Here is a 13,012-nt window from a genome sequence, read left to right as displayed (position 1 = left end):
GAGGTTTCTCGACCCGGATTCACGGCGTTGTTTCCCGTTTCTCGGCAGAGAGCCGTTCGCCGCAGTTCGGGCAGTCGGGCCGCTTCGGGATGGGCCGCGAGCGGATCTCCAGCGGCCAGAAGTCCACCTCGCTCCACCGCCCGCTCAGCGCCGGGGGCAACCCCGTCAGGACCCGGATCGCCTCCCAGGCCAGAATCGTGCCGACCAGCCCGCACAGCGCCCCGATGGCGCCCGCCTTCTGCCTCTTGCCGACCAGCGACTCCATCCGGCCGCGCCCGTGGTCGGCGAAGGTCTCGGCGCGGACGCAGGTCCAGCACGCGGTCTCCCCGGGCAGGACCGTCGTGCCGAGCACCCCGATGTGGTACGCGTACCCGGTGCCCAGGATGTGCGGCACGTCCGGCCAGCAGGCCTCGCTGACCCAGGTGGACGTGTCGTTGGGCGTGGGCAGGTCGATCGCGTTGATCACGATGTCCGCGCCGTCCACCAGGTCGGCGAGGTCGGCGGCGGAGGTGACGCGCCGGTCGAACGTCTCGACCGTGACGAAGGGATTGGCGGCCCGCAGCCTGGCCGCGGCCGCCTCGACCTTGGACGCTCCCACGTCGGCGACGCAGAACAGGGTCTGCCGGGTCAGGTTCGACGGCTCGACCCGGTCGAAGTCGCACAAGCGGATGGTGCCGACGCCCGCGTTCGCCAGGGAGAGCGCGACCCAGCCGCCGAGCCCGCCGACCCCGCACACCACCGCGGTCGAGCGGTCGACACGCTCCTGCAACTGCACGCCGCTGGAAAGGTCGGTGAGGCCCTGGTCGCAGAAATCCTGGAGCAGCCGCAATTGGCGGTCGTAGAATTGGGCGCGATCGTCGCCGAGCCGCGCGAACGACCCCTCGAGGTGACCGACCCGGCTCAGCAGCTTCTCTTCCGTGAGGATTTGCAGCACCTCGCCGAGCGGCTGCGAGTCACCGACGGACCGCTCGATCTCGGCATATGTGCGAGTGCCGTCCAGAAGTGTTATCACCCGTTTCACAAAGGCGTCGGCGGCGAATCTCTTCACCGTTCTGTCCGCCGTGCAGAGGAAGAGCAGTTCGTCGCCCTCGGTCTGGACGATCACGCTTTCCCGCAGGCGGGGGCGCCAATCCGTCACGTGGTCCTCCGAGTGCGGGTGAGGTGAAAACACCTCACCCGCACGCTGTCAGTTGCCGGCGGAATTCGACGCGGTGACGGCGCCGACGCGCATGCTCGTCTCTTCGAGCTTCACCATGACAGGACGTCTTCGCATGGCCCCACCTTACGTCCGGACGGATTCCTTCACTGCATTCTCTCCAGGACAGAATTTTTTACAAGGGAAACTCGGACAACTCCTGAATCGCCTGGTCGAGGTCGTCGGCGACGCCGCCTTCGTACAGCTGGACGTAAAGCTCGTCGGGGCCGCGGCCATATCTGCGTATCTGGCCGGCCCGCACGCGCAGGCGCGCCTGCGCCTCGCGGACGATCTCCTCGGGGCCGCCGCGCCAGCCGTACTCCTCGAGGAACAGGCGCAGCCGCTCCGGCCGGGCGGCCTCGTCGCGGAATCCGTCGGCCGTCGCCGCGCGCCGGGCGTACAGCGGCACCCAGGCGATGGCCACCCACGCCACGTCCGAGTCCGGGGTGACCGGCCCGGCGAAGTCCCAGTCGAAGAAGCCGGTCAGCCTGCCCTCGTGCCACGCGGCGTTGAACGGCCCGGCGTCGTTGTGCGCGATGATCGTTCCCGGGGTCCAGGACCCGCCGAGCCGCCAGCGCGCCGTGGGAGCGGGCACGTAGTCGGCCACGGCCTCGTGGTAGTCGCGCAGCCAGCGGGCCACCTGGACCAGCGCGTCCTCGCTCCACGCCCACGCGGGCCACGGCGGCGCGCCGGCGATCTCGCCCACCAGGTAGGTGAGGATCTCCCGGCCCTCCGCGTCCACGCCCAGGACGCGGGGAGCGCCGCCGAACCCCTTGCGCTCCAGGTGCCGCAGGAGCTCGTGAACCGACGCCGACCACGCGCGCACCGGCCGCCGCACCGTGGCGCCGATCCGCACCACGGCCTGGTCGTTGCCGCCCATGAGCCGGTCAGCGGCCATGGCCGTCCCGGGTCGCGAGCTCGGCGGCGAAAGCGCGTACGGTGTCCGGGCGGGGGTGACGGCTGGGAACGGCCGGCCAGATCTGCCGCAAAATCCCCATATCACCGGTCCCCGGGTCAGCCATGTGTCGGCCAGCGATCTCCACCCTAATTTTCTCGCCCGAGGCTGTCCATGATCCTGTGAAGGGCGCGATGACATGCGATCATCGGCGCCATGACGTCCCCCCTTGATCAGCGCGGCCGCCGGTCCGGCGCCGTCGGCTTCTCCGTCTTGTGCGTGGCGGCCCTCACCGGTTGCGGGCTGTTGGCATGGAGCGTCTACGCGCTGGAGTGGATGACCACGGAGCTGATCATGGGCAGCGTCATCGCGGCCGTGGCCCTTCCTGCCGCCGGCATCGCCGTCGGGGGAGCCGTCACCGCAGGGCGGCCTCGTGACACGCGGATCTCAGGGTTAGAGTCTGCCGGATCATGAAATATCACGGAGAAGGCGGATATGTCGGCTATCGAGCAGCTGAAGTTAACCGACCCTGACCTGGCGGAACACCTGCGCAAGAGCATGGCCGAAGTGGAGGCCAGGCTGCACGTGGCAGCCGCGGAATCGCCCGACCCCCTGGTGAGCCAGACCGCCGGCTACCTCCTGGGCGCGGGCGGCAAGCGGTGGCGCCCGCTCCTGGTGCTGCTGGGCGCCCAGTTCGGCGACCCGGAGCGCGACTCGGTGCTGGACGCGGCCGCCGTCGTCGAGCTCGTCCATGCCGCCTCGCTGTACCACGACGACGTGATGGACGAGGCGCCGCTGCGCCACGGGGTGCCCAGCGCGCACACCCGCTGGAACAACAAGATCGCGATTCTGGCCGGCGACCACCTGGTCGCCCGCGCCGCCACGCTCAGCCTGGGCCTGGACGAGCAGGCGCGCCGCGCTCAGGCGGAGGCGTTCGAGCGGCTGGTGATGGGGCAGATCAGGGAGGTGGCGGGCCCGCGTCCCGGCCAGGAGCCCGTCGCCCACCACCTGGAGGTGGTACGCGACAAGTCCGCCTCCCTCATCGCGCTGTCCGTACGGCTGGGCGGCATCTGCGCGGGCGCCGACGCCGGCACGGTCGCGGCGCTGGGGGAGTACGGCGAAGCGCTCGGCGTGGCCTTCCAGCTGTCCGACGACCTGATCGACATCGTCTCCGGCGCGGACAGGGCGGGCAAGGCGGCGGGGACCGACCTGCGCGCCGGCGTGCTGACCCTGCCCGCCCTGCTGGCGCTGCGCGAGGGCGGACGGCTCGGCGAACTCCTGGCCGCCGGCCCGCTCCAGGACGCCGAGCTGCACGCCGAGGCGCTGGAGCTGTTGCGCTCGTCGGCGGGCTTGGCCGCCGCCGGGTCGGAGGCGGCCAGGTACGCGGCCGAGGCGCGCTCGGCCGCCGGGCGGCTCCGTGACTGCCCGGCCAAGCAGGTCCTGGAGGCTCTGTGCGAGCTGGTGTCCTCCCGCGCGGCCTGACAGCAACCCGCGAACGCCGACCCGGGACGCGTGCCAGGCCGGGGGCCCAAGTGCTGACACGGGATGCGCGCCGAGCCGGGCGCGAGGACGCTCGCCGGGGTGGGTGCGGGGGACGCTGACCCGGGACCGTCGCCGCGGGCCGGGTCAGCGTCCCGTGGGGTCCCGGTCAGAGGTTGAGCGGGATCTTCACGTACGAGCCGTCGATGTTGCCCGCCTTGTCGATGCTCCGCAGGTGGAGCGTCCAGGTCCCGGTGGAACCGGTGGGCTTCATCCAGTAGAACGGCAGGCCGTACGTGGAGTACTGCGGGGTGTCGTCCGGATCGCTGGACACGATGGCCCACTCGATCCGCCCCACGCCCGACCCGCCGGTGTCCGTCGCGGAGGCGTCGACGTGCACCCGCTTCCTGCCGTCGTACTCGTCGTACCCGAGCGTGACGTCGGTGTCGGGCGGGGTCTCGTCGTCCGCCGCCGAGCCGGTCACCGTGGGCAGCGGGTCCTGGGCCGGGCAGCCCGAGTCGCACGGCGTGACGGAGACCCGGGTCGCGGGGACCGTGACGCCGCCGCCGTTGAGGGTGATGTGGTCGTTCGGCCCGATGAGGATGGGCTCGTACGGGATGGTCGAGGTGATGACGCCGTTCTCGTACGTGCGCAGCCGGAGGTAGACGTAGCCGAAGTCCGTCGAGGTGATCGTGGCCGCGGCCCTGCCCTGGCGGAGGAAGGCGGAGATGCGCTTGTACGGGCCGACGCCCGCGGCGTAGGAGCTGCCGGGGATGTCCTCCAGCTCGACCTCGGTCGCCGGGTCGGTGAACCCGGTGCGCAGCCCGCCCGCGTCGGTGAGCAGCAGGTTGACCGGGCCTCTGATCTCCACTTCGGTGCCCGTGAGCCCGCCGGCGGCCGCCTGGACGCTGTCGTCCTGCTGTGCCGCGAGGGCGGCCGTGGCGGGTCCTTCGCCCTGGATGGCGTTGACGGCGTCGTAGACGACCTGCGACTCGTTGGGCAGTTCGACGTGGCCGATGCCCGAGTAGGCGGGCTGGACCACGGAGTTGCCGCGCAGCCCCGCGGTGAGCCGGGCCGAGCCGAGCGGCACGGTGCCGTCACCGAGGTCACTCCAGTTGATCATGACGCCGGTGCCGTTGACGCAGCCGTCCCACCAGCCCTTCTTCTCGTTGCAGTGCGCCTCGGGGAACTCGTCGAAGCTCACTGGGGTGGTCACGCCGGTGCCCACCAGGCGGGTCAGGCCGACCCTGGACTCGGCGGGGTTCCAGGCGTCGGACGCCCGGTGCCAGGCGCGGGCCTTGTCGATCAGCGCCAGGTTCTTGTCGCTGAGCATGTCGCGCACCTGGTCGGGGGTGAGCGGGCCGCCCGGTATGCGGTTGACCGGCGGCTCGACCACGGTGTGGTAGTTGTCGGAAGGCAGGAGCTCCAGGAAGCCGGGGAAGTTCTTGGTGATCTTCGCGGCCTGGTTCCTGTTGAGCAGGCAGCGGCCGGCGGTCAGGTCGATCACGCAGGGCGTCTTGTAGTGCATGACGCCCAGCGCCTTCGCGGCGCCCAGGTACGGCGTGGCGATGGTGGAGATCCGGTTGATCTTGCCGACCGAGCGCTGCATGCGCGTGGCGGCCAGCGTCACCAGCCCGCCCTGGGAGTGGGCGATGATGTTGACCCGGTCGGCGCCGGTGGTCTGCAGGACCGACTCGATCCGGTCCAGCAGCTGGTCCGCGTTGTGGTCCGACGACTTGCGCCAGTCCACGGGGTTGAGGAAGAGGTTCTCGCCCGGCTGCGGGTTCTCGATGTCGCCCAGCACGTACCCGGCGTTCTGCAGGTGGCTGACGGTGCCCGCGTAGATGGACTTGATGTTGAGGATCTTCATGATGACCTCGGGGGCGTAGACGCCGTTGCCCTTGGCGTCGGTCTCCCCGTCGTCGTTCAGCATGATGTTGTCGAGGTGCGAGTCGCTCAGGCTGAGCAGCTTGGTCAGGGTGCCCGGCCAGTACTCGGTGCTCGCGTCCCTCAGCTTGGACCCCATGATGCCCGGCACGAAGATCACCGGCTTGGTGACGGGCTTGGCGCCGGTGCCGCACTCGGCCGGCTCGTCCTGGGTATAGGTGAGCTTGCGCACCAGCGCGGCCGAGTCGTAGACCGCGTCGTGCTGGTCGAAGATCGACAGGTACAGCTTGTGCGACCCGCCGGTGATGGGGGTGGAGGCCTTCATCAGCGGCGTGGCCCCGTCGTACGTCGTCCCGGCCGAGGCCGAGGCGGTCATCGCCAGCAGGCCGGTCGTGTTGGTGGAGATGACGTTGCCGGAGGGGTCGAAGGCGAAGTTGTCCGGCGCCAGGATGGTCGACTCGTTGGTGGTCCAGGTGGTGCGGTCCAGCTCGGCGACGAAGCCGTCGTTGTAGGCGGACCTGACGAACTCGGGGAACTCCTCGCTGAAGTACTTGACCTCGAAGGTCATGCACTTGGCCCAGGACGGGACGTCCAGGTCGACCCGGAGCACGGTGACGTCGTAGGCGCTGTCGCCGCGGACCTTGCCGCCGCCCGAGTCGCGCCCGTCGGAGTGGAACTGGTTGGCCTGCGGCGCGAGGGTGGCGTCGCCCGTGGTGAGCAGGGCGCCGGTGCCGGAGAGGCCGCCGATGCCGGTGCCCAGGCCGTTGGTCCCGGTGGCGGGCGGGGTGGTGACGTAGGAGGCCGTGACCAGGCTGCTGTCGCCGACCAGGGCGCCGGCCAGCGCCCTGGCGCCGTCGGCGCCGGTGTCCACCGGGGTCACGCTGCCCGCGTCGACGTCCAGCGTGGTGACGTCGGCGGAGCGGGTCTTCCGGGCCTCGCGCGCCTTGGCGGCGCGCTCGCGGGCTGTCTTGCGGTCGGTGGGCCTGCCGACGGAGATCGTGTGGCGCTCCGAGGAGGGCGCGGCGGTGGACGGGGCGGGGGAGGGGCTGACGGGATCGGCGAGGGCGGGGGCGGGGGCGGTCATTCCGGTCCCTGCCATCGCGACGGCGAGCATGACCAATAAGAACCTGCGGCGCATCGGCTGCTCCAGGCTGGGTCGGGCCGTGAGAACGGACTTCGCTCCGGGCGTTCGTGTCACGGCGGGCCGGGACCAGCGACACCAAGATCAAAGCGGAGAAAACGTATACATCAACACGTACGCGGTCAAGTGCGAAAAATGGATATTGACGGAACATGAAGGAGGCTCAATACTCCAGGTGATCAATCCCCTGGCCTCCCTACAGCCCCCGTGAGCACTGGTCGACGCATGCCTGTGTGCTGGCGGTCTGCACCCTTCCCGTTACCCCCCGCACCTGTGTGGAGCATGCCATGCGCTTGGCCAAAAACGTTTTCCGTGCCTTATGGGCGGGTGGGCTCGCAGCCGCGGCCTGCGTCGCGGTGACCTGGGGGATGCTGGCGCTGCTCGTGAGCGGCGCGGAAGGACTGGTCGGGAGTTTCCTGGCCAGGAGCGTGAACGGGGTCACCACCGCGGCGGCCGCCGCCACGGGCGGGCCGGTGGACTGGTGGTCGGCCACGCTCTCCTCCGGCGGCCGGATCTGGCCGCTGCGCTTCCTGCTCCAGGGCTCGCCGATGGTGCTGCTCGCGCTCGGGCCCGTGGCGGCCGGTCTGACGGCCGGCCTGCTCACCCGGGGCAGGGCCCGGCTGCTCGCCGCCTCAGCCGGGTATGCCGCCGTGATCACCACCACGGCCACGGTCACCGCCCTGGTGGCGCCCGGCGAGCTCGCCGCCGTCAGCACGCCCTGGCCGATCGCGTTCGTGCTCGCCCTGGCCTGGTGCTTCGCCGTGGGGCTGGCCGGCCAGGCGGCGCGCCGCGTGAAGGTCGTGGCCGCCGGCGCGGCCGTCCTGCTGCTCGCGCAGCTCTCCGTCTCCGGTTCCGCGGTCGCCGCCCCTCCGGCCAAGGCCAGGACCGAGCTGCCGGTGACCATGGCGGCCGCGGGCCCGCCCGAGCCCGCCCCGGTCGGCTACTTCCGTCCGGGCGTGACCGAGGCGCTCGCCAAGGTGGGGGTCTCCAACGCCGCCGACGGAGCGAAGATCGCCGCCGACACCGGCGTCACCATGGCCAAGGACCCCTGGCTGGGCGTGCCCACGATGCTGAGCCTGCAGAGCCCCGCCGGCAAGGACGTCAAGAGCTGGCTGCGCGCCAACGCCGGGCTCCTGGCGGCCAAGGACCCCGTCGCCCAGCTCACGGAGCTGCCCGCCAGGCCCAAGGACCCGCTGGGACTCAAGCACGACTGGTTCCAGCAGCAGGTCGACGGCGTGCCGGTGTACGGCGCGCGGGTCGGCGTCCACCGCGACGCCAAGGGCAAGACCGTGCTCAGCCTGACCAACAACTTCATCCCCGACCTGGCCCCCACCGGCACCAAGCCGACCCTCGACGCCGGATCCGCCGTGACCGCCGCCGGCCGGGCCATGCCGGGCGCGAAGGCGGGCGCGGCGCCCGAGCTCCTGCTGCTGCCCGACGAGCCGGACCCCGGCAAACCGGTGGCGGCCACGCTGGTCTGGCGGGTGCCGATGGTCGCCGACGACGGCCGTTCGACGGTCTTCTACGTCGACGCGCTCAGCACCGGGCGGATCGTCAAGTTCGAGCCCGGCCACCTGGAGTACAAGAACCGCAGCGTCTGGGACCTGAACAACAACCCGCGCCCCAGCGGCGGCCCGGCCAGGACCGAGGGCGAGGGCCCGGTGTCCGAGCCCGACGTCAACGCCGTCTACGACCACAGCGGCCGCTTCTACGACTACCTGTCGAGCACCTTCGGCCGCGACAGCTGGGACGGCGACGGCGCCAGGATGAACTCCTACGCCCGCTACTCCAACGACCGCAACCACCAGCCGGTCAAGAACGCCTTCTTCGACCCGCTGACCGGCGAGACCATGTTCGGCGAGGGCACCGCCACGCTCACCATCGTCTCCCACGAGTGGCAGCACGGCGTCACCCACTCCAGCGCCGGCCTGTTCTCCTTCTTCCAGGGCGGCTCGCTCCACGAGAGCTTCTCCGACGTCTTCGCGGCCTTCACCGAGTACAAGGTCAAGGGCAGCACCAACTGGAAGGCGGGCGAGGGCAGCTCGCTCGGCGTCATCCGCGACCTGGCCAACCCCAGCGCGCTCAGCTATGACGGCAAGCCGCACCCCGACCACTACAGCAAGTACTGGCTGGGCTGCGCGGACGGCGGCTGGGTCCACTTCAACAGCCTGATCCCCAGCCACGCCTGGTACATCCTGGCCACCCGCATCGGCATCGAGAAGACCCAGGAGATCGCCTACCGCGACCTCACCACCCAGCTCGGCCCGCGCTCGCGCTTCTCCGACACGCGCGCCGGCGCCATCCAGGCGGCCTCGGACCTGTACGGCAAGAACTCGCCCGAGATGCTGGAGGCCTGGCGTGCCTTCGGCGCGGTCGGGATCGACGGCAACTACGAGTCGCCGCGCCAGGAGTGCATGTGCTTCGCCGACGAGTCGCTGACCGGCGTCGGCCTGGAGGCGTTGGACCCCGCCGGCGCCGGCACCGACGCGACCGTGGCCGGCCTGCTGCGCGTCCGCGACATCTTCGAGAACGCCGAGTCCGGCGCCGTCATGCACTACGCGCAGCTGTACGCGCGGGCCAACAGCCGCGCCATGGAACTCCTCACCACCAGCGACACGCTCCGCAGGCAGACCGCCCACCTCATGCAGAGCATGGAACCGGCCTTCCGCACGGTCAACACGCCGCAGGGCGACCTGACGACCGTCACGCAGGGGCAGATCGACGAGATCAACGCGCTGGTCGACGCCTACCTCGAGGCTGACATCGACGCGGGCAGCGACGGCACCTGGACGGCCCTGGCCCGCTCGGAACTCGAGTACGCCAACATCCAGTCGATGGTCGGCATGTCGGTCAACGAGGCGTACGCCTACCTCGAATCACTCTTCGACTAAGGAAACACATGCGCCGCCGCCTCCTGACGGCCCTCTGGCTGGTGCCCGCGTTGTTGCTGGGCTCTGCCGTACCGGCCGCCGCCGCGAACGACCCCCTGCCCGACCGGCTCGACCGAGCGGTCGCCGCCAAGCTCGCCGAGCACGACACCACCGACGTGTTCGTGATGCTCAAGGAGAAGGCGGACCTGTCCGGCGGGAAGTCGCTACGCGGCCATGCCGCCAAGGCCGAGCACGGGTTCCGCACGCTGCGCTCGACCGCCGAGCGCAGCCAGCGCGGCCTGCGCTCCTTCCTCCAGGACTCCAAGGCGATCTTCACGCCGTACTGGCTGGTCAACGCCGTGCTGGTGCGCGGCGCCGACGCCGGCCTGGTCAAGCGGCTGGCCGAGCGGCCCGACGTGGCCCGGGTACGGCCGGCCGGCAGCGTCTCGCTGCCGGAGCCCGAGCGCGCGGCCAAGGCCGCGGCCCAGGTCGCGGGCGTGGAGTGGGGCGTGGACTCCGTCGGCGCCCCGCGCGTCTGGTCCGGCTTCGGTGCCAAGGGCGAGGGCATCGTCGTCGCCACGATCGACTCCGGCGTACAGTACGACCACCCCGCCCTGGCCGGGCAGTACCGCGGGCGCAAGGCCGACGGGAGCTACGACCACAACTACAACTGGTTCGACCCCACGCTGGTCTGCGGCGTCCCCTCGGCGACGCCGTGCGACAACAACGGGCACGGCACCCACACCATGGGCACCATCGTCGGCGCGGGCGGGATCGGCGTGGCGCCCGGCGCCACCTGGATCAGCGCCAAGGGCTGCGAGACGAGCAGGTGCAGCGACGTCTTCCTGCTGGAGGCGGGCCAGTGGATGCTGGCGCCCACCGACCTGGAAGGCAACAATCCGCGCCCCGACCTGGCGCCGCACCTGGTGAGCAACTCGTGGGGCGGTGACGCGGGCGACCCCTTCTACCAGGAGATCGTGAACTCCTGGGTGGCGTCGGGCATCTTCCCGCTCTTCGCCGCGGGCAACGCCGGCCCCGAGTGCGCCACCGCGCACTCGCCCGGCGACTACGCCGACACCTACGCCGTCGGCGCCTACCAGTCCGACGGGAAGATCGCCGACTTCTCCAGCCGCGGCGACCCGGAAGGCACGGCGATCAAGCCCAACATCGCCGCGCCCGGCGTGGCCATCCGCTCGTCCGTGCCGGGCAGCGGCTACTCGGCCTACAGCGGCACGTCCATGGCCACGCCCCACGTGGCGGGAGCGGTGGCGCTGCTGTGGTCCGCCGCGCCGACCCTGCGCGGCGACATCGCCGCCACCAGGCGGGCGCTGGACGAGACCGCCGTGGACGTGACCGACTACAGCTGCGGCGGCGACAGCGCGAACAACCGGGTGTGGGGGCAGGGGCGGCTGGACGCCTTCGCCGCCGTCACCTTCGCGCCGCGCGGCCAGACCGGCACGCTCGCCGGAACCGTCCGCGACGCCACCGGCGCGGCCGTGCCGAAGCCGACCGTGACGCTGACCGCCTCCGGCGTCAAACGGACCCTGACCGGCGGCGCCGACGGGACCTTCAGCATCCCGCTGCCTCCCGGCTCCTACGAGGTCACCGCCTGGGCCTTCGGCTTCGCGCCCGCCACCGGCACCGCCACCGTGGTCGCCGGCGCCACCGCCACCCGTAACCTGTCGCTGGCCACGGTCCCGCGTTACGACGTCTACGGAGAGGTCCGGCAGTCCGGCGGCGAGCCGCTGCCCGGCGCGGTGGTCAGCATCGAGGGCACCCCCTACGCCCCCGTCACCACCGAGTCGGACGGCGCCTTCGCCATGCTCGGCGTCCCCGTCGGCACCTGGCGGGTGAACGTGCAGGGAGCCCGGTGCGGCGCCTCCACCACGGTGACGCTCGTGGTCGATTCCGACGAGGTCCTCCAGATCGACACCCCGCTGCGCAAGGACGCCTTCAACAACAAGTGCGACGTCATCCCGGCGCTCACCTGGGAGTCGGGCACCACCCCGCTGGCGCTGACGGGTGACGACGCGGGCGTCGCGGTCACCCTGCCCTTCTCCTTCCCGCTGTACGGCAAGCCGTACACCAAGGCGTGGATCTCCACCAACGGCTTCATCAACTTCCAGCGGCTCAGCACCCTGTCCATCAACAGCGCGATCCCGAGCGGCGGCCTGCCCAACTCCGCGATCTACGCCTTCTGGGACGACCTCGTCGTGGACTCCTCGGCGCAGGTGCTCACCGCCACCCTCGGCGCCGCGCCCAACCGGCGCTACCTCGTCGAGTGGCGCAACGTCACCCTGGTCTCCCAGCCCACGGCGCGCCTCACCTTCTCCGCGGAACTGCACGAGAACGGGCAGATCCTCATCCAGTACAAGTCGCTGTCGAGCGGCCTGATGCCACGCGGCTCCTCGGCCACGATCGGCATCGAGAACAGCACGGGAACGCTCGGCTTCGAGTACTCCAGCAACGTGCCCGTGCTGCGCTCGGGCATGGGCATCCGCTTCTACGGCGCGGGCGTCGTCCAGGGCGTGGTGCGCGACCCCGCCGGCACGCCTCTCAAGGGCATCGAGGTCGGCTACGCGATGCCGAACGACTCGACGCTCATGGAGCAGGCCGTCACCGACGCCACCGGCGCGTACCGCCTGTTCCCCCTGCCGGGCGAGTACACGGTGTCGATCGCTGCCGCCGACTGGGAGTACTACTCCTCCAAGGTCACGCTTGGCGAAGAGGGGCAGGTCATCGACCTCGACATCACCCTGTATCCCAGCAGCAGCGACATCTCCGGCGTCATCAGGGACAGCTCGGGCAAACCCCTCCCTGGGGTGAGCGTGGCCGTCATGGACCGCAACATCGCGGCCGCGACCACGGACGAGACCGGCGCCTACCGGCTGACCGGCGTCCACGGTGGCACCCAGTGGATCCAGGTGTTCGCCCGGGCCTGCGAGGTGATCGTCCAGAAACGGCTGACGGTCACCGGCGACCTGGTCGTCGACCTGACCCAGGGCATGCCCGTCGACGACTCCGGCTTCGCCTGCACGCGCAAGCCACGCGCGTGGGTCGAGGGCACCGAGGTGCGCGACGTCAACGCGACCACCAGCGAGATGGTGCCGCTGCCCTTCTCCTTCCCGCTCTCCGGCGACACCTTCACCAGCGTGGGCGTCACCGGTCTCGGCATGCTGCTCTTCTACGACGCGCTGACCGGCGAGTGGTCCTGGGCCGCGCCGTACACCGACAACCTGGACTACGACGACCAGTCCTCGGTGCGCACCGCGACGGTGAACGGCGCGTTCGTCGTCGAGTGGCGCGGCGTCCTGCTCAAGGGCACCGGCCTGCGCCTCACCTTCGAGGCGGTGCTCCACCCCGACGGCCGCATGGTGTTCCAGTACGGCGACCTGCCCGACGACCCGCGGATCCGCAACGGGGAGGGCGTCGTGGCGGTGTCCAACGCCTACGGGCCCGACGTGCTGCTGATCCGCGGCACGCTCGACCCCGAGACGGCCTTCGAGGTCCGGCCGGCCCCTCAGAGCTGAAGGCCGGACGGCGAC

At 71.0% G+C, this 13,012-nt stretch carries 7 protein-coding genes; 4 read left to right on the top strand and 3 right to left on the bottom strand.

Annotation, left to right across the window (positions count from 1 at the left end):
* Positions 1 to 19 precede the first annotated feature (19 nt).
* A complete protein-coding gene (locus ABZX61_RS28845; RefSeq protein ID WP_355199279.1) occupies positions 20 to 1,138 on the bottom strand; it encodes a ThiF family adenylyltransferase in 1,119 nt (372 codons plus the stop codon).
* Positions 1,139 to 1,331: 193 nt separating this feature from the next.
* Complete coding sequence (locus ABZX61_RS28840) at positions 1,332 to 2,093, bottom strand: phosphotransferase (protein ID WP_355199277.1); 762 nt, start codon at positions 2,091 to 2,093, stop codon at positions 1,332 to 1,334.
* 213 nt (positions 2,094 to 2,306) lie between these two features.
* On the opposite strand from ABZX61_RS28840, the gene ABZX61_RS28835 reads away from it, so the two are divergent.
* A complete protein-coding gene (locus tag ABZX61_RS28835) occupies positions 2,307 to 2,564 on the top strand; it encodes a hypothetical protein (RefSeq protein ID WP_355199275.1) in 258 nt (85 codons plus the stop codon).
* Between the two features lie 21 nt (positions 2,565 to 2,585).
* Positions 2,586 to 3,572, top strand: coding sequence for a polyprenyl synthetase family protein (locus ABZX61_RS28830; protein WP_355199273.1), 987 nt, complete (start codon positions 2,586 to 2,588; stop codon positions 3,570 to 3,572).
* A 166-nt stretch (positions 3,573 to 3,738) separates the two neighbouring features.
* Here the strand turns inward: ABZX61_RS28830 and ABZX61_RS28825 are convergent, their stop codons facing one another.
* Positions 3,739 to 6,594, bottom strand: coding sequence for a choice-of-anchor L domain-containing protein (locus ABZX61_RS28825; protein ID WP_355199271.1), 2,856 nt, complete (start codon positions 6,592 to 6,594; stop codon positions 3,739 to 3,741).
* Positions 6,595 to 6,884: 290 nt separating this feature from the next.
* Between ABZX61_RS28825 and ABZX61_RS28820 the strand changes: the two genes are divergently transcribed.
* Both ABZX61_RS28820 and ABZX61_RS28815 read left to right on the top strand, forming a co-directional pair.
* A complete protein-coding gene (locus tag ABZX61_RS28820) occupies positions 6,885 to 9,488 on the top strand; it encodes a M4 family metallopeptidase (protein WP_355199269.1) in 2,604 nt (867 codons plus the stop codon).
* Between the two features lie 8 nt (positions 9,489 to 9,496).
* Positions 9,497 to 12,997: a carboxypeptidase regulatory-like domain-containing protein gene (locus ABZX61_RS28815; RefSeq protein WP_355199267.1), complete on the top strand. Its 3,501-nt coding sequence runs from the start codon at positions 9,497 to 9,499 to the stop codon at positions 12,995 to 12,997.
* The last annotated feature ends 15 nt before the right edge of the window (positions 12,998 to 13,012 follow it).

Source organism: Nonomuraea sp. NPDC003709 (assembly GCF_040610775.1).
Taxonomy (GTDB): Bacteria; Actinomycetota; Actinomycetes; order Streptosporangiales; family Streptosporangiaceae; genus Nonomuraea; species Nonomuraea angiospora_A.
This window is presented reverse-complemented; position numbering and strand designations above follow the sequence as displayed.

Excerpts from the sequence above, each read along its gene's own strand:
- ABZX61_RS28830 (WP_355199273.1), top strand. The coding sequence starts at position 2,586 with ATGTCGGCTATCGAGCAGCTGAAGTTAACCGACCCTGACCTGGCGGAA.
- ABZX61_RS28815 (WP_355199267.1), top strand. The coding sequence starts at position 9,497 with ATGCGCCGCCGCCTCCTGACGGCCCTCTGGCTGGTGCCCGCGTTGTTG.
- ABZX61_RS28840 (WP_355199277.1), bottom strand. The coding sequence starts at position 2,093 with ATGGCCGCTGACCGGCTCATGGGCGGCAACGACCAGGCCGTGGTGCGG.
- ABZX61_RS28825 (WP_355199271.1), bottom strand. The coding sequence starts at position 6,594 with ATGCGCCGCAGGTTCTTATTGGTCATGCTCGCCGTCGCGATGGCAGGG.
- ABZX61_RS28820 (WP_355199269.1), top strand. The coding sequence starts at position 6,885 with ATGCGCTTGGCCAAAAACGTTTTCCGTGCCTTATGGGCGGGTGGGCTC.
- ABZX61_RS28835 (WP_355199275.1), top strand. The coding sequence starts at position 2,307 with ATGACGTCCCCCCTTGATCAGCGCGGCCGCCGGTCCGGCGCCGTCGGC.